This window comes from Mesorhizobium sp. M0618 (assembly GCF_040320765.1).
Lineage (GTDB): Bacteria > Pseudomonadota > Alphaproteobacteria > Rhizobiales > Rhizobiaceae > Mesorhizobium.
The window spans coordinates 32,867-55,374 of sequence record NZ_JAMYQH010000029.1; the positions used below are offsets into that span (position 1 = coordinate 32,867).

Annotated in this window: 19 protein-coding genes and 1 pseudogene; 5 read left to right on the forward strand and 15 right to left on the reverse strand. The window is 62.9% G+C overall.

Going from position 1 to position 22,508, the window contains the following annotated elements; all coding sequences use genetic code 11:
- Positions 1–99: 99 nt before the first annotated feature.
- Together NKJ04_RS26045 and NKJ04_RS26050 are read right to left on the reverse strand one after the other, a co-directional pair.
- Positions 100–792 (reverse strand): DUF1223 domain-containing protein, encoded by a 693-nt coding sequence (locus NKJ04_RS26045; protein ID WP_352677936.1) that lies wholly within the window; start codon positions 790–792, stop codon positions 100–102.
- A gap of 345 nt (positions 793–1,137) precedes the next feature.
- The gene (locus NKJ04_RS26050) at positions 1,138–2,307 is read right to left on the reverse strand and encodes a TadE/TadG family type IV pilus assembly protein (RefSeq protein ID WP_352677937.1); all 1,170 of its coding nucleotides are present in this window, start codon (positions 2,305–2,307) and stop codon (positions 1,138–1,140) included.
- Positions 2,308–2,566: 259 nt separating this feature from the next.
- On the opposite strand from NKJ04_RS26050, the gene lepA reads away from it, so the two are divergent.
- Both lepA and NKJ04_RS26060 read left to right on the forward strand, forming a co-directional pair.
- A complete protein-coding gene (lepA, locus tag NKJ04_RS26055) occupies positions 2,567–4,372 on the forward strand; it encodes a translation elongation factor 4 (protein WP_352677939.1) in 1,806 nt (601 codons plus the stop codon).
- Between the two features lie 175 nt (positions 4,373–4,547).
- Complete coding sequence (locus NKJ04_RS26060) at positions 4,548–5,237, forward strand: sce7726 family protein (protein WP_352677941.1); 690 nt, start codon at positions 4,548–4,550, stop codon at positions 5,235–5,237.
- Here the strand turns inward: NKJ04_RS26060 and NKJ04_RS26065 are convergent.
- The 4 genes and pseudogenes from NKJ04_RS26065 to NKJ04_RS26080 all read right to left on the reverse strand — a co-directional run.
- Positions 5,178–6,107: pseudogene (locus tag NKJ04_RS26065) on the reverse strand (beta family protein); the annotation flags it as partial. The gene NKJ04_RS26060 and the pseudogene NKJ04_RS26065 sit on opposite strands and share 60 nt — an antisense overlap.
- Before the next feature lie 79 nt (positions 6,108–6,186).
- Positions 6,187–6,516, reverse strand: coding sequence for a hypothetical protein (locus NKJ04_RS26070; protein ID WP_352677943.1), 330 nt, complete (start codon positions 6,514–6,516; stop codon positions 6,187–6,189).
- Complete coding sequence (locus NKJ04_RS26075; protein ID WP_352677946.1) at positions 6,485–6,949, reverse strand: Panacea domain-containing protein; 465 nt, start codon at positions 6,947–6,949, stop codon at positions 6,485–6,487. Before NKJ04_RS26075 ends, NKJ04_RS26070 begins: the two co-directional genes overlap by 32 nt.
- Before the next feature lie 248 nt (positions 6,950–7,197).
- Positions 7,198–7,461 carry a hypothetical protein gene (locus tag NKJ04_RS26080; protein ID WP_352677948.1) on the reverse strand — a complete coding sequence of 88 codons (264 nt, stop codon included), beginning with the start codon at positions 7,459–7,461 and terminating at the stop codon, positions 7,198–7,200.
- Positions 7,462–7,826: 365 nt separating this feature from the next.
- Between NKJ04_RS26080 and NKJ04_RS26085 the strand changes: the two genes are divergently transcribed.
- Together NKJ04_RS26085 and NKJ04_RS26090 are read left to right on the forward strand one after the other, a co-directional pair.
- Positions 7,827–8,024, forward strand: coding sequence for a hypothetical protein (locus NKJ04_RS26085; RefSeq protein ID WP_352677950.1), 198 nt, complete (start codon positions 7,827–7,829; stop codon positions 8,022–8,024).
- Between the two features lie 100 nt (positions 8,025–8,124).
- Positions 8,125–8,385 carry a hypothetical protein gene (locus NKJ04_RS26090; protein ID WP_352677952.1) on the forward strand — a complete coding sequence of 87 codons (261 nt, stop codon included), beginning with the start codon at positions 8,125–8,127 and terminating at the stop codon, positions 8,383–8,385.
- Positions 8,386–8,835: 450 nt separating this feature from the next.
- On the opposite strand, the gene NKJ04_RS26095 is transcribed toward NKJ04_RS26090, so the two are convergent.
- The 9 genes from NKJ04_RS26095 to NKJ04_RS26135 all read right to left on the reverse strand — a co-directional run bounded on the left by NKJ04_RS26095 (position 8,836) and on the right by NKJ04_RS26135 (position 20,551).
- Positions 8,836–10,476 carry an ABC transporter substrate-binding protein gene (locus NKJ04_RS26095; protein ID WP_352677955.1) on the reverse strand — a complete coding sequence of 547 codons (1,641 nt, stop codon included), beginning with the start codon at positions 10,474–10,476 and terminating at the stop codon, positions 8,836–8,838.
- Between the two features lie 485 nt (positions 10,477–10,961).
- The gene (locus tag NKJ04_RS26100) at positions 10,962–11,909 is read right to left on the reverse strand and encodes an alpha/beta hydrolase (protein ID WP_352677958.1); all 948 of its coding nucleotides are present in this window, start codon (positions 11,907–11,909) and stop codon (positions 10,962–10,964) included.
- A gap of 11 nt (positions 11,910–11,920) precedes the next feature.
- On the reverse strand, positions 11,921–12,601 hold the full coding sequence (locus NKJ04_RS26105; RefSeq protein WP_352677960.1) for an isochorismatase family protein: 681 nt from the start codon (positions 12,599–12,601) through the stop codon (positions 11,921–11,923).
- 259 nt (positions 12,602–12,860) lie between these two features.
- Positions 12,861–14,165: a M24 family metallopeptidase gene (locus NKJ04_RS26110; protein ID WP_352677963.1), complete on the reverse strand. Its 1,305-nt coding sequence runs from the start codon at positions 14,163–14,165 to the stop codon at positions 12,861–12,863.
- Positions 14,166–14,471: 306 nt separating this feature from the next.
- The gene (locus NKJ04_RS26115) at positions 14,472–15,443 is read right to left on the reverse strand and encodes a GlxA family transcriptional regulator (RefSeq protein WP_352677965.1); all 972 of its coding nucleotides are present in this window, start codon (positions 15,441–15,443) and stop codon (positions 14,472–14,474) included.
- Between the two features lie 289 nt (positions 15,444–15,732).
- Entirely contained in the window at positions 15,733–16,929 is a 1,197-nt protein-coding gene (locus NKJ04_RS26120) for a trans-sulfuration enzyme family protein (protein ID WP_352677968.1), read from the reverse strand.
- Positions 16,926–18,347: a pyridoxal-phosphate dependent enzyme gene (locus NKJ04_RS26125; protein WP_352677971.1), complete on the reverse strand. Its 1,422-nt coding sequence runs from the start codon at positions 18,345–18,347 to the stop codon at positions 16,926–16,928. The genes NKJ04_RS26120 and NKJ04_RS26125 overlap by 4 nt, the downstream gene beginning before the upstream one ends.
- Before the next feature lie 361 nt (positions 18,348–18,708).
- A complete protein-coding gene (locus NKJ04_RS26130) occupies positions 18,709–20,043 on the reverse strand; it encodes an FAD/NAD(P)-binding protein (RefSeq protein ID WP_352677974.1) in 1,335 nt (444 codons plus the stop codon).
- Positions 20,044–20,074: 31 nt separating this feature from the next.
- A complete protein-coding gene (locus NKJ04_RS26135) occupies positions 20,075–20,551 on the reverse strand; it encodes an RrF2 family transcriptional regulator (protein ID WP_352677977.1) in 477 nt (158 codons plus the stop codon).
- Positions 20,552–21,459: 908 nt separating this feature from the next.
- On the opposite strand from NKJ04_RS26135, the gene tauA reads away from it, so the two are divergent.
- Positions 21,460–22,473, forward strand: coding sequence for a taurine ABC transporter substrate-binding protein (gene tauA, locus NKJ04_RS26140; protein WP_352442345.1), 1,014 nt, complete (start codon positions 21,460–21,462; stop codon positions 22,471–22,473).
- Positions 22,474–22,508: the final 35 nt, after the last annotated feature.

Below are 22,508 nucleotides of genomic sequence, written 5' to 3' on the forward strand. Positions count from 1 at the left end.
GATCTCCTTGGGGTTGGTCGTGAAGGCGCGCCCTCTTGGCGGCCGTGCTATGCGGCGCCGCTCCATGCGGCGTTGCGCAATGTCTTGCCGAAGCCCGATCTAGTCGGTCGCGGCAGCCAGGATCAGCCCGCCACCGGGCGACTGCACGAGCACGGCGGTGCTCAGGCCGCCGGATGCGGCGGGCAGCGGATACGTCGTGGCCGCGCCGGTCCAGCTGCCGAGGTTTTTGAGCGCATGCACGACATTGGCGTGCGGCAAGGTGCGGCCGGTATTTTCGCCGCGCGCCACCGGCACCTCGACGACGCCCTTGGCATAGCGCACCAGCCAAACATCGGCGTGGCCGCCAGGTGCGGCGCCGGCGCCGATGCTGATCTTGCCGCCATCGAGCGACAATGCCGGGCCGCCCGTCCGGCCGCTCGCCGAGATCAGCTTTTCGATCTCGCCGGGTGCGGCGCCGACGACATCGGCATGGCCGTTGACCACCACTTGCGGCGTGAACGGCCCGTCATGGCCGAGCGCCGGCTCGTAACTGACCTGGCGCCGGGTGAATTCCTGTTTTCCGAAAATATCCTTCCAGCCGAGATAGTCCCAGTAGGTGACGTTGAACGACAGCGCCAGCACGCCGGGCTGGTCCTTGACCTTGATCAGATTGGCATTGGCCGGCGGGCAGGACGAGCAGCCCTGGCTGGTGAACAGCTCAACCACGGTGAGCGGCTGGGCCGCGGCCGCACCGAGCGACGCCGCCAGCGCGAGCGCGCAGAGGCTGGACACTGTGACGAACTTGCGGGACATCGGCTTGCTCCGTGGGCGGCGGCGCCTGGAAGCACCGCTGATACCCCCACTTCGCCGCTGCTTGCTGCTTCGTTACAGCGCTCACTGGTTTGTGATGAAGGTTCGGGAGATCGCAGGGAAAGCCGGAGGGACAGCACCCCCCTCTGGCCTGCCGGCCATCTCCCCCGCAAGGAGGGAGATCGACCCTCATCACGGCTTTCGCCTATCACTAGCTTCGCAACAGGAGCGCGGCCGACGAAGCTGCCAATCTCCCCCCTTGCGGGGGAGATGTCCGGCAGGACAGAGGGGGGTGTGAAGGATCGCCAAGCCTCACAAGCCCATAGGGCGTTTAGCCTGGGGCAGCGTCTACTGCGTCAGCACCGTGTTGGAGGGCCGCTTGTTGAAGTCGCACTTGCCGGTCACGCTGTAGAAGAAGTCGGCGTTCGTGACATCTGGCAGCGGAGGATTGTTGCCGCCGTCTTCCCATGCCTGGTCGCTGGTCTGGCTGCAAGGCACCACTTTGAAGATGTCGACGTCCGTGTTGCTGGCAACCTCGACGGGGAGGTATTTGGAAGGGTCCAGTGCCTTTTGTGCCGCGGTGCTGTACCCGGCGCCGAGGTAGAGCCGGTTCGACGTCTCTGTATTGTTCGACCTGAGCGGGTTGACCGGTCCGGACGGCACATCCATCTGCAGATAGAGCTTGTCCACCGTGCTCACATTGACTGTTGCGCCACTGCTGTTTCCGGCGGAATTCGTGGTCGCGCACGTCGTCTTGAAATAGATGGTGGCGCTCGTCTTTCCGCTTTTTGCCACCGCGGTGCTTTTGTAAACTCCCGCAGTGGCAGTGAAATCGGTTGCCGATCCTACTGTCGTGCACACTTGGGTCTGAACCAGCGTATTGGTTGGTCCCGTGGTAATAGTTGTCGTGCCGTAACCTTTCGGCTCGGTAGCCGTATAGGTCTTACCCCCGCTCGTATAGGAATAACTATACGCTTTGTAGTTATAGTTGGCCTTCATCATGGCCGTCGGTGTGGTCGTGGAGGTCCAACCGTAGGGAAGGCCGTACAAGGTCATGGTCTTGTTCCAGTAGCCTGAAACGTGATCGACGTTGAATGTGGCCTCCACCAGTGCGGGCGTCTTGCTCACCGCCGATGAGACGCCAACCGGCACCGTGGTGATCCGGGCGATCTGCATGAACACGGTCGGCATGGCGTAGCTTGCCGAGGCCCGCGCTGTGGCGGTGCCGTTGGCGCTGACGTCGAAGCTGTTCAGCGTCGCTGTGCCCTGTCCGCCGTTTTCTCTGTAGGTATCCTGGAGCACCACCTGGCGCTGCGGCTTCGTCGAGGCCGTTTCCATCGTGGTGATCGACAGGATCGCGGCGTCGAGTGCCGCCTGCTCGGTCGACCTGGTCTGGACCGCGGAGGTGTAGTCGACGGAAAAGCCGACCGCGGTGATCAGCGGTATCATGGCGAGAACAAGTATCGGTGCGAACGAGCCGCTCCGCGACTCGATAAAACTGCCTGCAAGCCCCCGCATGCCTTCGTCCTTACATCAGATATTTCCCCCCGCTAACATGCCGATCACAAATTATGCTCTAACGCGCGTGGTTAAAATTTATCGATTTTTCGAGGAATCCGGGGGAAAAGGCGACAAGCGCCCGCACCGCTTGCCCCGGCAGCGGCCTGCTCTGCCTTCCCGGCAACGGCTGTACGGCTTGCCAGGCAACGGGCCGCGCCACATATGCGGCGGCAGCCTGCCGCTTGCTCGGGCAAGCCACCCCTGCTAAACGCGCGCCATGAGCACGCCCCTCGACCACATCCGCAATTTCTCCATCGTCGCCCATATCGACCATGGCAAATCCACGCTTGCCGACAGGCTGATCCAGCTGACCGGCGGGCTGGAGCTGCGCGACATGAAGGAGCAGGTGCTGGACTCGATGGACATCGAGCGCGAGCGCGGCATCACCATCAAGGCGCAGACGGTGCGGCTGAAGTACCACGCCAACAATGGCGAGGACTATATCCTCAACCTGATCGACACCCCCGGACACGTCGACTTCGCCTATGAAGTGTCGCGCTCGCTGGCCGCCTGCGAGGGTTCGCTGCTGGTGGTCGACGCCTCCCAGGGCGTCGAGGCGCAGACGCTGGCCAATGTCTACCAGGCGATCGACAACAACCACGAGATCGTCGTGGTGCTGAACAAGGTCGACCTGCCGGCCGCCGAGCCCGAGCGCATCCGCGAGCAGGTCGAGGAGGTGATCGGCATCGACGCCTCCAACGCCGTGCTGATCTCGGCCAAGACCGGCCTCGGCATTCCCGACGTGCTGGAGGCCATCGTCCACCAATTGCCGCCGCCGCGCGAAGGCGACGCCACAGCCCCCTTGAAGGCGATGCTGGTCGACAGCTGGTACGACGCCTATCTCGGCGTCATCGTGCTGGTGCGCGTCATCGACGGCGTGCTGAAAAAGGGCCAGACCATCCGCATGATGGGCACCGGCGCCAAGCACCTGGTCGAGCGCACCGGCGTGTTCACGCCGGCCCGCATCAATGTCGACGAGCTTGGCCCCGGCGAATTCGGCTTCTTCACCGGCTCGATCAAGGAAGTGGCCGACACCCGCGTCGGCGACACCATCACCGAGGACAAGCGCGCCACCGCCAAGGCGCTGCCCGGCTTCAAGCCGGCGCAGCCGGTGGTGTTCTGCGGCCTGTTCCCGGTCGACGCCGCCGATTTCGAGGATCTGCGCGCCGCGGTCGGCAAGCTGCGCCTCAACGACGCCTCCTTCTCTTTTGAAATGGAAACCAGCGCGGCGCTCGGCTTCGGCTATCGCTGCGGCTTCCTTGGCCTCTTGCATCTCGAAATCATCCAGGAGCGGCTGGAGCGCGAGTTCAACCTCGACCTCATCGCCACGGCACCGAGCGTCGTCTACCGGCTGGCTCTGACCGACGGCTCGATGAAGGAGTTGCACAACCCGGCCGACATGCCCGACGTGGTGAAAATCTCGGCCATCGAGGAGCCGTGGATCCGCGCCACCATTTTGACCCCCGACGACTATCTCGGCGGTATTCTAAAACTCTGCCAGGACCGGCGCGGCATCCAGGCCGACCTGTCCTATGTCGGCAAGCGCGCCATGCTGATCTACGATCTGCCGCTCAATGAAGTCGTCTTCGATTTCTACGACCGGCTGAAGTCGATCTCCAAGGGCTACGCCTCCTTCGACTATCACCTCACCGACTACCGGGAAGGCGACCTCGTGAAGATGTCGATCCTGGTCAATGAGGAGCCGGTCGATGCGCTTTCCATGCTGGTGCACCGCACGGCGGCGGAAAAGCGCGGCCGGCAGATGTGCGAGAAGCTGAAGGAGCTGATCCCGAACCATCTGTTCAAGATCCCGATCCAGGCGGCAATAGGCGGCAAGGTCATCGCCCGCGAAACCATCTCGGCGCTGCGCAAGGATGTCACCGCCAAATGCTACGGCGGCGACGTCTCGCGCAAACGCAAGCTGCTGGACAAGCAGAAAGAAGGCAAGAAGCGGATGCGGCAGTTCGGCAAGGTGGATATCCCGCAGGAAGCGTTTATTCAGGCGCTTAAGATGGGGGATTAAGAAGCCGGTTGGCGCGCAAAGCGCGCCAAGTCATCGATCCGGTGGATCGATGGCAGGCTTCGAAAGCGGGGGAGCTGCCGGAGGCAGCAGAATTCAATTCATTGACTACTTGATAAAAGCCCTGTTAATTTCTTGACGTTACGCTGCCGAAACGAAGTAGCATCTACGGAGCAAAATGCGCGACAAGGATGTCAGGCTGGCGGTTAGAAACCACCTAGAAGCCTTGCACAAAGACGACGTAAACACCCGCATTGTTGAAGAGATGGGCGTGTGGTCGGGTTCCGTTCGTGTCGATCTTGCCGTCATTAACGGCGAACTATCTGGCTTCGAACTGAAGAGTGATAGCGATACGCTACAGCGCCTGCCGATGCAGGCAGGTATCTATAGTCGCGTATTTGATCAGGTAACGCTTGTCGTCGGGCGACGGCACGCTGAGAAAGCGACCGACATCATTCCGAGCTGGTGGGGAGTGATGGTTGCCGAGCAAACGGATGCTGGCGTCGTTTTAGATTACCACAAATGCGGGTCTAGAAACCCCTCTCCTGATCCGATTCTGATAGCTGGCCTCCTCTGGAAAGAGGAGGCCCTTATCGTGCTGGAGGAGCATGGGCTTGCTGCCGGTTGGCGAAGCAAGCCTGCAAAAGCTCTCCACCAGAGACTCGCCGAAGAGTTATCCTTTTCAGACCTGAGCGACGAAGTTCGGCAAGCTCTGAAGTCGAGAGTTGCGTGGTTACGGCAACCTGTCAGCAACATGCGAGATATGCCGGTTCAACAGCAAAGCCGCCCATTGGCCCCGGCCCCCTGCGCCGCCGGGCGTGACAGCGTAATGCTGAATGCGCCCGTCACCCCAACACGCTACGCCTAGGCCGCCAAAGGCAGGGTCTGCCACTAGTGTTTGGGCGTGGCCCCTGTACTGCGTTGCCATGTCAATTCCGTTGGCGCCGCTGGTGCGGACGCCTTTGTGAATAACCCATAGGTCGTCAATTGCGTACCGAACGCTTACCGTAGCGTTGGCCATTGCATATCCGGGCACCTCATCCAGCGAGGGGTGAACGTGCGCTGAATCTGAATAGTCCAACTGGAATGGGACAAGTCCTCTAACCAGTCGCCATGTCTGCCAATCTAGACGCGGGACATCATTGCGACCCGGATTCAAAGGCCCATGATCTTTTGGGGCGCTCCAAGAGTGAAGTGTCACCGATCTCCAAGGGTGATTAACGGCCAACGAAGCACTTATCGTGTGCGCAACATAATTTGCATACGGAATAGGGGCGTGTTCGGCCACACCTGAAACATCGATCAGAACATCAATTTGGTTCGGGTTCCATGCGGGAAGGCTGGCCACCCACGGTGCAAGATGCGGCAAATCAGCCAAAGGCACATGCAAGACAAAACCTGGCCCATATGTGCCGACCAGTGCAGCTGCCGCAGTGTTGTAGGCTGGCTGTGCCCGAAGCGACAAAGTTGGAACTACGGGCACCCCACCCGCGCCAAGGCCATTGAATAAGGCGTTGTAAGCGGTAGCGCTGCCTGTGACTGTGAAGTTGTGGATACCATCAAGAGCGATTGGGAAACCAGCAGCGCTCGCAATCATCTTCGGCAGAAACGTAGCTGGAACTGTGCCACCAAGTCTTATTAGCGGGAAGACTCTCGCTCTTGCTGCTGGCGACAAGTTCCCGAGCGCGTCGGCTTCTCCGGCTTTAGTGCGGACAACAGGCATATAACGGTAAGGCATTTGATTCCCCCCAAGAATTTACTCGCGGATAGGTAGCACCACGAGACATCTAGGGGAAGGCGCATGACTGCTTGCCTGCCTACCCGTGCATTGCCTTCATTTTATCTTTCCGTCCCATTTGTCGACCAGCTTTTTCAGTGAGGGTCCAGATGTGATCCATCTGCCACCTTCGGCCGAGAGCAATCACAATTATGAATTGAATCAGCCCTATAAGAAGCGGCCCGGTCCAGGTCGTCATTGGCTGAAATGTAAACGCATCGAACATAAGCATTAATGCGACCAGCCAGATGAATCGCTCTTCCCGTCGGGCATCTACTTCCCGGTCAAGCGACTCCTGAAGAGACTGAATTAGCTCGTCCTTTTTGGACGGCGCATCTTCAGGCAGCAGCAGTTCCGCGTTTTTGGGCATTTCGGGCTGCAATAGCTTTATACTCTTCTATAATATCTTCGTCGGGAATTCGAATTCGACGCGCATCAGGAACATAGTTCTTGCTCCATGCGCCCCCGTTCCAATGAGTAATGGCAACCAGTCTAGCTGGCGATGCACGTCCAACTTGGTTGACCACCTGCCTAATCGAGTCAAGCTCACTTGTGCCCTCGACATAGGGCTCGCTATAGAAAATGTCCGGAACGGCCCCCCCGCCATAAGCTTTCAGCTTATGGTAAAGATCAGGCTCGACGGGACCGTAATCCCATGCCTCGAATTCGCGTCCCGCAAGAGGGCCATTCCCTTTTGCAAGTTCGAACATGTGGGCCAGATATAGCAATTTCTGCAGTTTGAGATTGCTTACCTTCCCATCCAGAAGATCCCAAATTGTCTTAGCTGCCTTCAAAGTGGACATCAGTTCGGTCCCTTTGGCATTTAAATCTCCGTTCGAATCAGGTCGAACGTCCCCTCTGAGATTGGAGAGGACGTTATACAAACGGTAAGAAAGCCGCAACGCCCATCCGCCCAGCCTAGCCTGTGTATGATCGTACCCAGACGTTACGATGGAGTTATGGCCGGGGCGATACATATTCAAGAGATACCGGCCAAAACGCAAACGGCCCGCCTTGTGGGAGCGGCCGATACAAGTCCCCAGCCATTCCTCTACGGCTGGGTAGCATCGGCCTTGGCCGCTCGCTTCTTAAGCTCGGCCTCTTTCGCTTCAAACCAAAGGCGAACCAGGCCAAAAACGCGGCTCGGCTTATTGGTCTGCCGCCCTATCGAAAAGACATACCAGGCATTCAAAGCCAGCCCTGCGGCGTAGCTACCCGTTAGAAGCCGGGACTGCGGTTCATTTGAGAAAATGTAGAGCATGAACCCCATGCCTGCGAGGCTCAAAACGATAATCAGAATTCTAAGCGCGCCCAACGTCCAATCCCCCGGTGTTTTTGTCTGCGTGGGTTATTGCATCTGCGGCGGCCCTCTCGCAATCCGGGCCATCTACAGACCGCCAAGCTTGGTTGATCGTGCCGCAATGCGGGACTAAAAAATCGCGCGGCGGACCTCAATCAGTTCGCCTGTGGCCGGCGCGCGGCTCAGGCAATTGTCTCGCCGGCATTCGCGCCGGCCATTTCCCCGGACGGTGCGGGGTGGGTGGCAATCACCGAAGCAGGTGGCGACCTTTCGACACCTCTGCCGCTTCCGTTTCGCGACTGCCCTTCGACAACGGCTTTTAGATCGCCCCGCCTGGGAGTATCCTCCCCCCGGCTTGGGCCGGCTTGCGGAGACATCACATGCGTTCCACCTCGGACACCGTCGCCGCGATCGGCCTCGCCATCGGTGGCGCCTTCGGCCTTGCCGGCACCTTCGCCAGCGCTCCGCTGCGCGAAACGCTGTGGACGATCGACGGCGTGGCTCTCGTGGTGGCAACCGCGCTGCTGACGATGAAATATCAGCGGCTGGCAATGACTGCGTCGCTGCCGGATTCCTGACCTTCCTTGCCGGCGAGAGCCTGCTGCTCGCCGGCAATGCGGCGGGGCTGGAGGCCAGCGTTCCCTCCTATGTCGGCGGCATCTCGCTTTGGGCGCGGTCATGGTCAGCGCGCCGAAGACTTTCGCCGTGTGGATGCGGCTCACCGCGCTGGTGGCCGCCGTGCTGTTTGTCGTCTCGGCTTGCATGATCATCTGGGGTGCGCCCTTGCACCTCGCCGCCGCTGCCCGCCGCCGGCTATCCCTTCCTGGTGCTGACTTTTATCGGCTGGATCTGGACGCTGCCGAGGCCGGCGCGGTGAGCCTTTGTCTGCTTCCGTACCAAACGTCCGGCCTAGTTGATCGAGCATCGCCGGAACGGTAAAAAATCCGGGCGGCGGACCCAGGTTCGCCAGTGGCCGGCGCGGGCTCAGGCAACTGCCTCACCGGCATTCGCGCCGGCCATTTCCCAGTTGCAATTCGGCCAACGTTGGCGCCGCCCCTCATCTGCCGCCATCTTCTCCCCGTAAACGGGGCGAAGGACGCGGTGGTCGATGATTTCGCTAGTCGCCAACCTTGCAATGGAGGCGCCGGGGATGGCGCGGCCTTGGTTCCTCGCCCCACGAAGTGGGGAGAGGTGGCCCGGCGAAGCCGGGACGGAGAGGGGCCAGCGCGGCGTTGGGAGGTAGTTTCTCAAGGGTTGCTGTCGTGTCAGCCAGCTCTCATTCTTGATACGGTTTTGGTTTCGCGAAGGGCGTCCCCCGCTCCGTCCCGGCTTCGCCGGCCCACCTCTCCCCCACTCCCGTGGGGGCGAGGAACCCAAGGATGGAAAGCCTCAACTCTCAATCCAAACCTTCTCAAAATGCTGCTCGAGCGCCTGGTGCTGTTCGCAGCCTTCGACGCCTTTGCGATACGTCCGGTAGACCGAGCGCCAGTAGGGTTGGATGATGATGCCTGAGTCGCGCAGATTCTGCTCGATCTTGGCCATGATCTCCTTGCGCGCCTTGGCGTCCGGGGTCGCCAGCGCCTTGTCGAGCAGCTCGTCGAACTCCTTGTTGGCGTAGGCGCTTTCGTTCCAGGCGGCGCCGGATTTATACGCCAGCGCCAGCACCTGGACGCCGAGCGGGCGGCCGAGCCATTCGGTGCAGGAGAAGGGGTATTTGCTCCAGTCGTTCCAGAAGGTGGCGGCCGGCAGCACGGTGCGCTTGATCTTCAGGCCGGCCTCGCGCATCTGCGCACCGATGGCGTCGCCGGTGCTCTTTTGCCATTCGACATCGACGGAGATGAGCTCGAATTCGTGGTCGGCCTTGCCGGCTTCGGCGAGCAGCTTCTTCGACTGCTCGACGTCGCGCCTGGCCGGGCCGATATCGGCATATTCGGGGTGCATGGGGCCGACATGGTGGTTGTCGGCGGGCTTGCCGCGGCCGCCGAGGCCGAGCGCCAGCACGGCGGAATTGTCGACGGCGAGCTGGGCGGCGCGGCGCACCCTAGCGTCGTCATAGGGAGCGTTGGCGACATTGAAGCGGGCGACGATGGTGGAGCCGGTGGCGATCTCGGAATTCATCAGCCCCATCTGCTCGGTCTGCGAGACGGCGTCGGAAGCGGTTTCGTGGTCGGTGTCGATCTCGCCGGATTCGAAGGCCGACAGCATGGCGTTGGGGTCGGAGCCGTAGTCGACCCATTTGATGCCGTCGAGGTGGAATTCGCCCTTCCACCAGGGCTTATCCTTGCGCTTCACCTCGGCGCCCGTCTCGGCATCCCAGCTGACCAGCTCGCAGGGGCCGGTGGTGATGGCAAGCGCCTTCAGCGGGTCGCCGTCGCCCTCATAGGAGCGATGCATGATCAGTGCGGGATAGTCGGCCATACCGGCGATCAGCGAAATGTCGGGTTTCGGCAAATTGAGCTTGATGGTGAAGTCGTCGACCTTGGCGATGCCGCCGTCGACGACCTTCTTGGTGTCGGCATTGACCAGCGCGCCCATGCGCGCTGCGACCGAATTGCCGGGCACCGAGGCGTCGCACCAGCGGGTGAGGTTGTGGATGACATCGTCGGCGTTGAAGGCATCGCCGTTGGACCAGGAGATGCCCTTGCGCACATGCAGGGTCAGCGTCCTGGCGTCGTCGCTCGCCTCCCAGCTTTCGAGCAGCCAGGGCTCGAAGGAGAAGTCGGTGTTCCAGCGCACCAGATATTCGTTGCAGTGGCGGGCGACATTCGACATCTCCACGCCGTCGAAGGTGCGCGGGTCCTTGAAGCCCTTGACGTTCATGGCGACGCGCAAGACGCCGCCTTTTTTTGGCTCGGCCGCGCGGGCAGGCGTGGGGGCGAGGCCGCCCAGCGCCAGCGCGCCGGCGGCGCTGACGCCGAGCCCGGCCATCAGCGCCAGATATTCGCGGCGGTTGATGCCGCCGGTCCTGAAATCGTCGGCGACGGGTTTGGCCTGGGGGTGGAGTTTGCGGTCGGTCAGCATGAATTTCATCGTCGTTCCCCTGTTGTTGATGCATGCCGCCCAAAAGTGCCCAGCGGTTTTGGGACAACGGCATGCACAGAAAAATCGCCCCGGCCGATCGACAGACGCGGGGGCGGACGCGACCGCCGGGATGCCATTGCCTGAGGGGAATGATAGAGCGGGGTGACGCCGGGAAGTGTTCGGGAATCCGCAGTGATTGTGCGGGGTTCCGCAGGGTGCCAAGCGAGGGCCTCCCCCTTCGAAAATTGGCGAAGGGTGACGTGACAGCCAATCTCCCCCCCTTGCGGGGGAGATGTCCGGCAGGACAGAGGGGGGTGTGAAGGATCGCCAACCTTCGATCCCCAGATCATTTAAAATCGGTCTGAGAGCGCGGCTGGACTTAGCTGATTAGCTGAAAGGTCAGCGGGACAGCACCCCCCTCTGTCCTGCCGGACATCTCCCCCGCAAGGGGGGAGATTGGCGCCTCACCGCCGGCGCCTTCCTTCCTCAGCCACTCAATACGGCCACTCACCCTTACCCAGCGCGGCAACCGCCGCCACGATCCGCGCAAACGCCTCCGCCGCTGCCGGCACAGTGGTGCGGGCGCGCAGGAAGCTGTGCACCAGCCTCGGCTCCTCGTGCCACCACGCCTTGCCGCCGGCAGCCGCAATACGGTCGCGATAAGCCTCGCCGTCCGACGACAGCGGGTCGCATTGCGCCGTGACGATCACCGTCGGCGGCAGGCCGGTGAAATCGGTGTCGCGCAGCGGCGAGAAAGTGGGATCGTCAAGCGATTGCCGCCAGGCCGAGCGGACGTCGCGGTAGAAGGCGATGTCGGCCACCGACAGCAGCGGCGCCTCAGTGTGCTCGATGTAGGAGCCGGCGCTCTCGTCGCCGCCGAGTTCGGGGTAGATCAGCACTTGCCCGACCGCAGCTCTGATATGGCGGCGCGTCGCCTGCGCCACCGCGGCGGCGAGGTTGCCGCCAGCGCTTTCGCCGCACAGCACCAGCGGCAGATCTGATGACACTGCCGCCCATTCGAAGGCGGCCACCGCATCGTCGAAGGCGGCGGGATGAAGATGCTCCGGCGCCAGCCGGTAGTCGACCGACAGCACGTCGAAGCCGGTGCCGGCGCAGAGCTCGGCGCAGATGTCGTCATGGCTTTCCAGCCCGCCGAGGATGAAGCCGCCGCCGTGGTAGTAGATCACCATCGCCTGGGCGGCCTTGCCGGCAAACCGGTAACGGCGGATGGGGATGTCGCGGCCGGCGGCGGCGATCAGGCCATCGCTGGCCTTGACGCCGGGCGGGCGGCCCTGGTGGAAGGCCCGGCTCATCCGGTCATATACTGCGCGCTGCTTGCCGATCGGCAGGCCGATGATTTCGGGCGGATACCAGGCGTTGACCGCGTCGATATAGGCCCAGAGCTCTGGGGCGAGCCGGGTTTCGTAGGGGCCCCTGGTCATGCTTTCGACAGTCATAGATCGGCGTAGAGCGCGGCCGCGTTGTCGAAGCTGAAGCGCAGCGGCACCGAGCCTTCGACCTGCCAGGCGGTGACGGTCTCGCCGGCCAGCAGCCGGCAGGCGCTGACGGTGTCGGTGACGGCGCCGCCATAGAGCCGGTTGGCGAGGTTGAGAATGCCGGTCTGGTGCATGGCCGCGCTGCCGCTGCCGCAGGCATCCTTGACCAGCAGCACGCGAAAGCCTTTCGCCACCGCATCCTTCACCGACGCGTCGATGCAGGCCTCGGTCCAGACGCCTGATACGACCAGCCATTCGATGCCGGCGGACTTGATGTCGCGGGCCGCCGGCCCGGTGCGAAAGGCGCTGGCCTCGGCCTTGATCAGCAGAGCCTCGCCCTTGATCGGCGCCACCTCACGGCAGATCTCGGTCAGCGGATCGCTCTTGTCGGAGAAGGCCGACTTGCCGTCCTCACCGAGCGGATGAAACGGCCGATCCTGGCTGTCGAGATCGACGATATAGGCCCAATGGTAGAGCGGCACATGGTTCTGCCGCGCCGCCGCCTGCAGGCGCTGGACGTTGGCGAGGATGCTGCTGAAGCCCTCGACGAGGTAGCGCGGGTCCTGCCGGTGCTCTTCCTGCAGATCGATGAAGATCGCGGCCATTGTGCCGGGTTTGATGGCGATGGGGGTTTTCATGCGGCTTCATTATCCACGGGCGGAGCAGTCCAAGACTCTTGCCTGTGCCGGTGGGACAGCACCCCCCTCTGCCCTGCCGGGCATCTCCCCCGCAAGGGGGGAGATCGGCCGTCGCGAATGCCCTCGCCAATCGTCAGAGTTGCAGGAAAAAGCGCTCCAGGCGACGCTGCCAATCTCCCCCCTTGCGGGGGAGATGTCCGGCAGGACAGAGGGGGGTGCGACGGAATGAGGCGCTTGTTGTGAGCGTTAGTTGCGCGTATCAAACCTGCGTCTCCAGAAACTCATCCTCATAGGGAAAGCGCGACAGAAGCTCCGTGCCGGTCTCGGTGATCAGGATCTCGTCCTCCAGCTTGACGCCCTCGCGGCCGCCTTTCTCGCCGATATAGCTTTCGACGCTCACCACCATGCCTGGCACGATATGGCCGTCGCGGCCATAGGTCTCGTAGTCCATGGAATGCGCGATGAACGGCGTTTCGCCATGCATGCCGACGCCGTGCATGACCGAAGTGTAGCGCTGGTCGACAAAACGGTCCGGGATTTTCCAGGCCTTTTCGGCAATCTCGCGGAACGCCATGCCGGGTTTGACGATCGAGATGTTGTGCTGAACCTGATCGTGCGCCATGCGGTAGAGCGATTTCTGGTAGGGCGTCGGCTTGCCCGGCCCGCAGCGGAAGGTGCGCGAGAAATCCGAATAATAGCCGTAGCAGCCGATCGTGTCGGTATCGAGCGCCAGCAACTCGCCGGGGCGGATCTTCCGGCCGCTGGCCTCGTTGAACCACGGATTGGTGCGCTGTCCGGAGGTAAGCAGCCGCGTCTCGATGAACTCGCCGCCTTGGCGGATGACCTCGCCATACATGATGGCGAACAGGTCGTTTTCGGAAACGCCGGGCTTGATCGCCTCGCGCACCGCATAGACGGCAGCCTCGGCGCCAGCCATCGACACCTGCAGGCATTTCACTTCCTCGGGCGTCTTGACGGCGCGAACCGCCAGGATCTCGCCCTGGCAGTCGCGAACCTCGCAGCCGCGCTTTTCGAGCGCCAGCGCCTGCAGATGGCTGCAGCGGTCGAGGCCGAGCTTCATCGAGCCGCCGCCATGCTGCTTCAAGAGTTCGGCGATCTCGTCGGCGAAGGGCCCGGCGGTCTCGTCGTCACGGCCCGACACCGACGACCAGACGAGCTTGGAAGGACGCGCCTCGTCGATCGTGTCGAGCACCATGGAGACATGGTAGCTCTGCGGATATTCGAACAGAACGATCGGCCCGTCGGTCGGAATGAAGAAATAGCGGGTCGAGTTGCGCAGGAAATAGCCGAACATGTTGCGCGAGCCGGTGGCGTAGCGCTGGTTGTAGGGGTCGAACAACACGACGCCGCCATAACCGGCGTCGCGCATCCAGCCGCGCAGTTTTGCCAGCCGGCCCTTGCGCAGCGCATCGGCATCGATGAAGGACGGCTCGGTGTCCGACAGCCACATGCCGCCGGCCGGATCGGCCGCCGCGGGGTGGCGCATGCGGTCCTTGAAGTCCACGTCCTCGGTGCTGTCGGGGTCGAATACGACGATGCTCATGGGGGTACGGCCTTGGCTGGGTTGCGAGGGATGAGCATGGCGTAAGAGGGGCGAGGGGATTGTGCGGAAAACCGCAGGTGTTGTGCGGGATGCCGCTGATGCCTTATGCGGAACGCTGGCGGGACAGCACCCCCCTCTGTCCTGCCGGACATCTCCCCCGCAAGGAGGGAGATTGGCTGTCACGAGCGCTTTCGCCAATTTTCAACGTTGAAGAAAGCGCGGGAGGCCAAAGCCGCTGATCTCCCCCCTTGCGGGGGAGATGTCCGGCAGGACAGAGGGGGGTGCTGTCCCGCCAACATCGACAAACTAATGCCGCCTCGCCAATCTCGGCGGATGCCCGTGCTCCTCGCGAAACGCCCGGGCAAAACTCGACATCGAGGCGAAGCCGCAGGCGAGCGCCACGTCGCGTACGGCGAGCGTCGAGTGCGCCAGCAGGTCGGCGGCGCGTTTCAGCCTCAGGCGCCGGTAGTAGCCGTTGGGCGAGATGGCGAGTTCGGACCTAAAACTGCGCTCGAGCTTGTCGGAGGAGACGCCGAGCTTCGCGGTCAGCTCGGCCATGCCGAGCCGCTCCTCGACCGCGTCCTCCATGATGGCGATGGCCGACAGCACCAGCTCATTCTGGACGCCGGTGCGCAGCCGCAAAGGCATCATCTTGCGGTCGATGCTGGAGCGCAGCTGGCTGTGCACGAACCATTCGGCGACGCCGGCGGCGAGCTCGGCGCCGTAATCGCGGGTGATGATCTCCAGCATCATGTCGAGGCTGCCGACGCCGCCGGCCGAGGTGAAGCGCTTACGGTCTATGACAAAGAGATCGCGCCGGAGCTCGATGTTGGGAAAGGCCTCGGTGAAGGCCGCCTGGCTGGTCCAGTGCAAGGTGCAGGCATGGCCGTCGAGCAGGCCGGCGCGCGCCAGGAAGAAGGCCGCATCCGCCACCGCGCCGATATGGGCGCCATTGCGCAGGCTCTTGCGGATCCAGCTTGCGGCGTCCTCGGCGACGAGGTGATCGGCATCGCCGCCCGAGCAGACGACGATGCGGTCGACCTTCGGCGCGTCCTCGGCGTAAAAACCCGGCTGGATGACGACGCCGTTCGAGGCCTCGACCGCGCCTTTCGTGCCGCCGACGATGATCCAGCGATAGCATTCTCTTTTCGCCAGGACATTGGCCGCACGCAGCGGCTCGATGACCGAGCTGAACGCCATCATCGGAAAGCCGGGAAACACCAGCACTGCGAAGGTGAGCGGGGTGTCGGTGGGTTTGGGTGGGGCGTGTGTAGCCATGGGGCGCTACATTTCGGGCAGATGGGGTTCGGGGTCAACGGGGCGATGACCGGCGCAAGACTGCGGTTGCTTTCACCGCCACCGCGGCGAAGAAGTTTTGTCTGATGTCGGCGGGACAGCACCCCCCTCTGGCCTGCCGGCCATCTCCCCCGCAAGGAGGGAGATTGGCAGTTTCGATGTCGCCGCTTTCTCGCAGCTTTGAAGATTGGCGACAGCCGTAGTGATAGTGATCTCCCCCCTTGCGGGGGAGATGCCCGGCAGGGCAGAGGGGGGTGCGAAGGATCGCTGCCTAACCCCCCAACGCCTGATCCAGATCGGCGATCAGATCGTCGCCATCCTCGATCCCCGCCGACAGCCTTACCAGCGAATCCGAAATCCCGATCTCGGCCCGTTTCTCGGCTGGTATGGACCCATGCGTCATCAGCGCGGGATGCTCGATCAGGCTCTCCACCCCGCCGAGGCTTTCGGCCAGCGTGAACAGTTGCGTGCGTTCGAGGAAGCGTTTGGTGCCGGCAAGGTCGCGGTCGAGCACGGCTGTGATCATGCCGCCGAAGGCGTGCATCTGCTGGACGGCGACGGCGTGCTGCGGGTGGCTGGCGAGGCCGGGATAGATGACGCGGCGGACGTCGCGGCGCGCTTCCAGCCATTGCGCGATCTTGAGGCCATTGGCGGAATGACGCTCCATCCTGAGCGCCAGCGTCTTGAGGCCGCGCAGGGCGAGAAAACTGTCGAACGGGCCTGAAATGGCGCCGATGGCGTTCTGCAAGAATTTCAGCTGGGCGGCGAGCTCCTTGTTGTCGCCGACGACGGCGACACCGCCGACCATATCGGAATGGCCGTTGAGATATTTGGTCGTCGAGTGAACGACGATATCGATGCCGAGCTCCAGCGGCCGCTGGATATAGGGGCTGCAAAACGTGTTGTCGGCGACCGTGAGCACCCCCTTGCGCTTGGCGAGTGCCGCAACGCCTTCGAGGTCGACGATGCGCAGCAGCGGGTTGGTCGGCGTCTCGACCCACAGCATTTTCGTCTCGGGCCGGATCGCCGCCTCGACGGCAGCGAGATCGGTGAAGTCGACGAACGAGACCTGCAGATTGGCCGAGCGCTTGCGCACCCGCTCCATCAGCCGGAACGAGCCGCCATAGATGTCGTCGGTGGCGACGATGTGGGCGCCGGAATCGAGCAGTTCCAGCACGGTGGCGATCGCCGCCAGGCCGGACGCGAAGGCAAAGGCGGCCGAGCCGCTTTCGAGATCAGCCACGGCGCGCTCGAAGGCAAAGCGCGTCGGGTTCTGGCTGCGGGCATATTCAAAGCCCTTGTGCACGCCGGGAGACTGCTGGGCAAAGGTCGAGGTGGCGTAGATCGGCACCATCACCGCGCCGGTCAGCGGGTCGTGGCTCTGGCCGCCATGGATGGTGCGCGTCGAGAAAGCCAGACGGTTCTTGCCCGATGATGATGGGCCGGCTGGCGGAGTATTGCTGGTCATCGTGCGCGCCTCAAATGGTTGATCAGGTCTATGCGGGTTATCAGGCCGACGAACTCTTCGCCGTCGAAGATGATGGCGACCTCGTTGCGGTCGAAGACCGGCAGCAGCGCATCCAGCGTCTGGCTGGCCTGCAGCGTGTGCAGATTGGAGGTCATGGCCGTGCGCACCGGGCCGTTGAAGCGCTCCCAGCGACCGTCATAGGGGCCGTCGACCTTGGCCAGGATGTCGCTTTCGTCGACGATGCCGACGAGCTTGCCATTGTCGAGCACCGGCAGCTGCGAGACATCGGAACGGCGCATGCGGCCATAGGCGTTGAGCAGGCTTTCGTCCGGGCCGACATAGACGGTGTCGCCGGTGCGGTGCGAGCGCATCACCAGATCGCGCAGATCGCCATGCTGCTCGTGCTCGGCCAGCCCCTGCTCGGCCAGCCAGAAATCGTCGAACACTTTCGACAGATACTTGTTGCCGCTGTCGCAGACGAAGGTGACGACGCGTTTCGGCACCGTCTGCTCGCGGCAATAGCGCAGCGCGGCGGACAAAAGCGTGCCTGAGGACGAACCGGCGAGGATACCTTCCTTCGACAAGAGGTCGCGGACCGCCAGCATGCTCTGCTTGTCGGGGATGGAATAGGCCTTCTTGACCAGCGACAGATCGGCGTTGGGCGGCACGAAATCCTCGCCGATGCCTTCGACCGTCCAGCTGCCGGCCTCTTCCATCTTGCCGGTCTTGATCAGCGGCGCCAGCACCGAGCCGACCGGGTCGGCCAGCACCATTTCGGTCTTCGGCGATACCTTGGCAAAGTAACGGCCAAGCCCGGTCAGCGTACCGCCCGAGCCGACTCCGACGACCACGGCATCGACGTCACCGTCGAGCTGCGAAAAGATCTCCGGGCCGGTGGTGGTTTCATGCGCCAGCGGATTGGCCGGGTTGGCGAACTGGTTGGCATAAAAGGCGCCGGGCGTTTCCGCTGCGATCTTCTCGGCCATGTCCTGGTAATATTCGGCATGGCCCTTGCCGACGTCGGAGCGCGTCATGCGCACTTCGGCGCCGAGCGCGCGCAGATGCTGGATCTTTTCGCGCGACATCTTGTCGGGCACGACCAGCACGATGCGATAGCCCTTTGGGATGCCGACCTGGGCAAGGCCAAGCCCGGTGTTGCCGGCGGTCGCCTCGACGATGGTGCCGCCGCGCCTGAGCCTGCCCTGCTTTTCAGCCGCGGCGATCATCGACAGCGCGATGCGGTCCTTGATCGAGCCGCCGGGGTTCTGGCTTTCGAGCTTGATGAACAGCCGGCACTTGCCGGTGTCGAATTTGGTCAGCTCGACCACCGGCGTCTGGCCGATCAGGTCGAGAACCGACGCATAGGGCGGACGCAGGCGGGACAATTCGTCGGCTGCGGCGATCTCGTGCTCGCTCATATCGATGCTCCATGACCAAGCGACCGCCTCAAGGCAGAGCGGCAGCGTATCCTCTTCTCCAGCCCTTTGCAGTCGGAAAGAAGATAGATCGTGCCAATCAACCGGCCAGATGCGGAATGAAATTCCGGGTTGTGGCTGTGGTCTCAAACAAAACGCTACCGCAGCACTCCGTCACACCCCCCTCTGGCCTGCCGGCCATCTCCCCCGCAAGGGGGGAGATCGGATGTCGCCGCCGGTTTCGCCAATCTCCAACGTCGAAGAAGAGGGTGCATCAGGCGAAGCTGCCAATCTCCCTCCCTGCGGGGGAGATGTCCGGCAGGACAGAGGGGGGTGCTGTCCCGCCGGCATCAAAAGGTTCTGCCTAACCCAACAACTGCTTGCTCAGCCTCGCACACTGCACGCGGATATCCGGAATGGCGTCGATCTCGAAGAAGGTGCCGCGCGTCAGCGGGCCGACGGCGAGGATCTTGGCCGAGACGGTTCCGTCGCCGGCGATGATCTCGCATTTGGCCGATACATCGAGGCCGATGCGCAGCGGATCCGGCCGTGCCAGGCCGCGGTCGACCAGCGAGCGCACGACGCTGTTCGACGAGGTCGAGATGTCCCTGACGATACCAGAGCAATCGTAGATGCGGGCGACCTCGAGGGTCTCGAGGCGCTGCGTGTGGCGCGACTGGACCTGGACGGTGAATTCGCCGTTGCGCGCGATGTCGACGACGCGGCCGGCGACCAGGCGGATGCGGCCGGACCGCACGGCTTCGGTGACGCGGGCGTAGACCTCGGGCGCCATGCGATGGCGGTGGATGTCCCACCAGGCCTTGGTGTGCTCGACGAAGCGGCGCTTGGCGGAAGCCGGCCAGTTCTGCCAGATCTTCTGGTTGAACGGCCGCAGGCCGTCGACGACGTCGCGCCAGTCGATGCCGGCCTTCTGGTTTTCCTTGATCAGGTCGCGGAACCAGCCGACGAAATAGGAGAGCTGCGTGCCGAGCGGAATGTCGGCGACGTCGAGCTTGATCGGATTGCCCTTACGATGCGGCGAGGGCAGCAGGCCGCGCCGCGACACAGCTATGATGTCGCCGCGATGGCCGCGCTGCTCGAGCGCCAGGAAGGCATCGACCATGCTGAGGCCGGTGCCCAGCACCATGACGCCGGCGTCGGGGGGAAGTGCTGTGTCGGCTTCCGACCCCATCCTGACGGCATGGCCTTGCGCCGGCTCCTCGTCGTGGCCGGTGGCCAGCACGGCGAGATGCGCAACGACGCTGGTGCCGTTGGCCAGCGCCACTTCGACACCGGATGCGGTGGGCGTGATCGAGAGGCTTTCCTCGCGGATCAGCCGAAGCCGCCCGGTCTGCTTTTCGCGCGCCTGCAGCTCGTCGAGCAATTCGCCGAGGTAACGGGCATAGATGCTGCGCGGCGCATAGAAGGGCGCCTGCTCGGCCGTTGCCAGGCCGCGCTCCTGCAGCCAGCGCCAGAAATTGCCGGGATCGTCGGCATAGGCGCTCATGCCGGCGGCGCTGACATTCAAGACATGCGCCGAGAGCAGCGTCGAATAGGCGATGCCCTGGCCGAAATGCGGGCGCCTTTCGATCAGCGTGACGCGCAGGTCGGGATTGGGCGACTTCAGGAGATGCGCGGCCAGCACGACGCCGCTGGCGCCGCCGCCGACAATGATCATGGAGTTGGCACGCCCGGTCATAGGCATGCCTTCGCTCTGCGCAGCGCCAGTGTCAGGCCTGGACCTTCACCGCAACCGGCAGATCGTCGATGCCCTTCGCGACCGATAGGTCGTCGAGGACGATGTCGCGCATTTCCGCGAGGCTGCGCTGATCGAGCACCTCGGCGATCGCTTGCCGGACCTCGAGCATCAGATGTCGGACTTGGCATGTCGCCTCGTTGCAATCTTCACAGCGCTGGTACTGGGTGCGGCTGGCGCAGGGGATCGGCGCCAGCGGACCGTCGAGGACGCGCACGACATGTCCGACCTTGATCTCGTCGGCGGGGCGCGCCAGGCGATAGCCGCCATCCTTGCCCTTGCGGCTCTGGACGAAGCCGGCATTGCGCAACTCGCCCAGGATGGCGTCGAGAAATTTCTTCGGGATGTTGTTGCCGGTGGCGACGTCGTTGACGAAGGCGAGCTGCCCGGCCGGCAATCGCGAGAGATGGACGAGCGCCTTGAGGCCGTACTTGCCCTTTTTCGTGAGCATGAGATCAAAATTTCTCTGTCATGCGACGGCGTGGAACCATCGGTTGCAAAACGCCTGGCGTGCGTTGCCGCCGCGTCCAAGCCCGCATGACACATAAATTCTAGTGACATGATGTACAAGCCGAGAACTGTTGATTTTGCTTCGTTTTCAAGCCGCTTTGGCCATTTTAGCCCGACCTTGTGCCCTCGAAAGCACAAAAATGCCCTTTAAGAGCAGTGGGATGGCAAAATGGTCCTCCAGGGCCGGATGTGGTCGGCATCGACTGACGCGACGGCGAAAGCCGATCCATGCCGCGAGCGATCATGGTGATGTGGTGGCCGCTCATTGCCGACTCCAACTCTCTCATGTCGATAAGAATACTATACTTATGCTGGAGCACTGTGGAAGGTGTTTTCGAATCCATGGCTTTTTTGGGTATGGATTTGCCTGACAGGGGCAAGACTAGGAATTCTCGTTCGCGATCGAGATCATGCCATTCCTTCGAGTGGTGCGTGCAGAACCTTGCCGGACGCTGGCAGGACAGCACCCCCCTCTGCCCTGCCGGGCATCTCCCCCGCAAGGGGGGAGATTGGCAGATCCACCGTAGGTCCAACACCTGCAACGATGGCGATTGGCGAAAGCCGGGATGACAGCGATCTCCCTCCTTGCGGGGGAGATGGCCGGCAGGCCAGAGGGGGGTGCTGTCCCGCCGACATCGGAAGACTTCGGACAGTAGCCGAGCCCCCAACGTCACGGCTTGGATCAAGCCAGGAGATCGCTTGTAGCCGGCCTATCCGCCTCGCCACCCCACCATCGACAGCTTTTTTCTAACAAGCTCGCCTTGGTTGGAAGGATTTAACTCTACAAGAATGATAGAATTAGCTGACTATCATAGGGCATTCCGGTTTTTCTCTTTTCAGGAGCCCTTCATGTCCACGATTTCGCGACGCATTGTTCTTCTCTCGTCCGCCGCACTGGCCGGCGCCGCCTTCCTCGGCCCTGCCCTTGCCGACGACCTCAAGATCACCATCGGCTACCAGACAGTAGTCGAGCCTTCGAAAGTGCCGCAGGCCGACGGCGCCTATGAAGAGGCGACGAAGGCCACCATCGACTGGCGCAAATTCGATTCCGGCGCCGATGTCATCGCCGCGGTCGCTTCCGGTTCGGTCGATATCGGCTATGTCGGCTCGAGCCCGCTGGCGGCGGCGGCGAGCCGCGAGCTGCCGATCCAGACCATCTTTATCGTCGGCCTGATCGGCGAATCCGAGGCGCTGGTGGCGCGCAACGGCGCCGGCATCGCTGGGGTCGCCGACCTCGCCGGCAAGAAGGTCGCCGTGCCCTTCGTCTCGACGACGCATTACAGCCTGCTCGCCGCGCTGAAGCACGAGGGCGTCGATCCGAAGTCGGTCGAGATACTCAATCTGCGGCCACCGGAAATCGCGGCGGCCTTTTCCCGCGGCGATATCGACGCGGCCTATGTCTGGGATCCGGCGCTCGGCCAGATCAAGACGACCGGCAAGGTGGTGGTGGATTCCTCGCAGGTCGCCGCCTGGGGCGCGCCGACCTTCGACGCCTGGATCGTGCGCACCGACTTCGCCGAAAAGAACCCTGAGGCAGTGCGCGACTTCGTCAAGGTGACGGGCACCGCCTATGCCGAGTTCCTCGCCAAGCCCGACGCCTGGTCGGTGTCGTCGCCACAGGCGGCCGCGATCGCCAAGATCACCGGCGCCAAGCTGGAAGAGGTGCCGCAGCTGCTCAAGGGCTATGTCTTCCCGACGCTCGAAGAGCAGGCTTCGGACAAGTTCCTCGGCGGCGGCACGGTCAAGGCGGTGGAAGCGACATCCGCCTTCCTCAAGGAGCAAGGCAAGATCGACGCCGTGCTTCCCGATTATTCCAAATACGTGTCGTCGAAATACGTCACCGAGGCGCTTGCCTCGAACTGAACGCCTGACGCCAAACGAACGCGCGCGGATCTTCT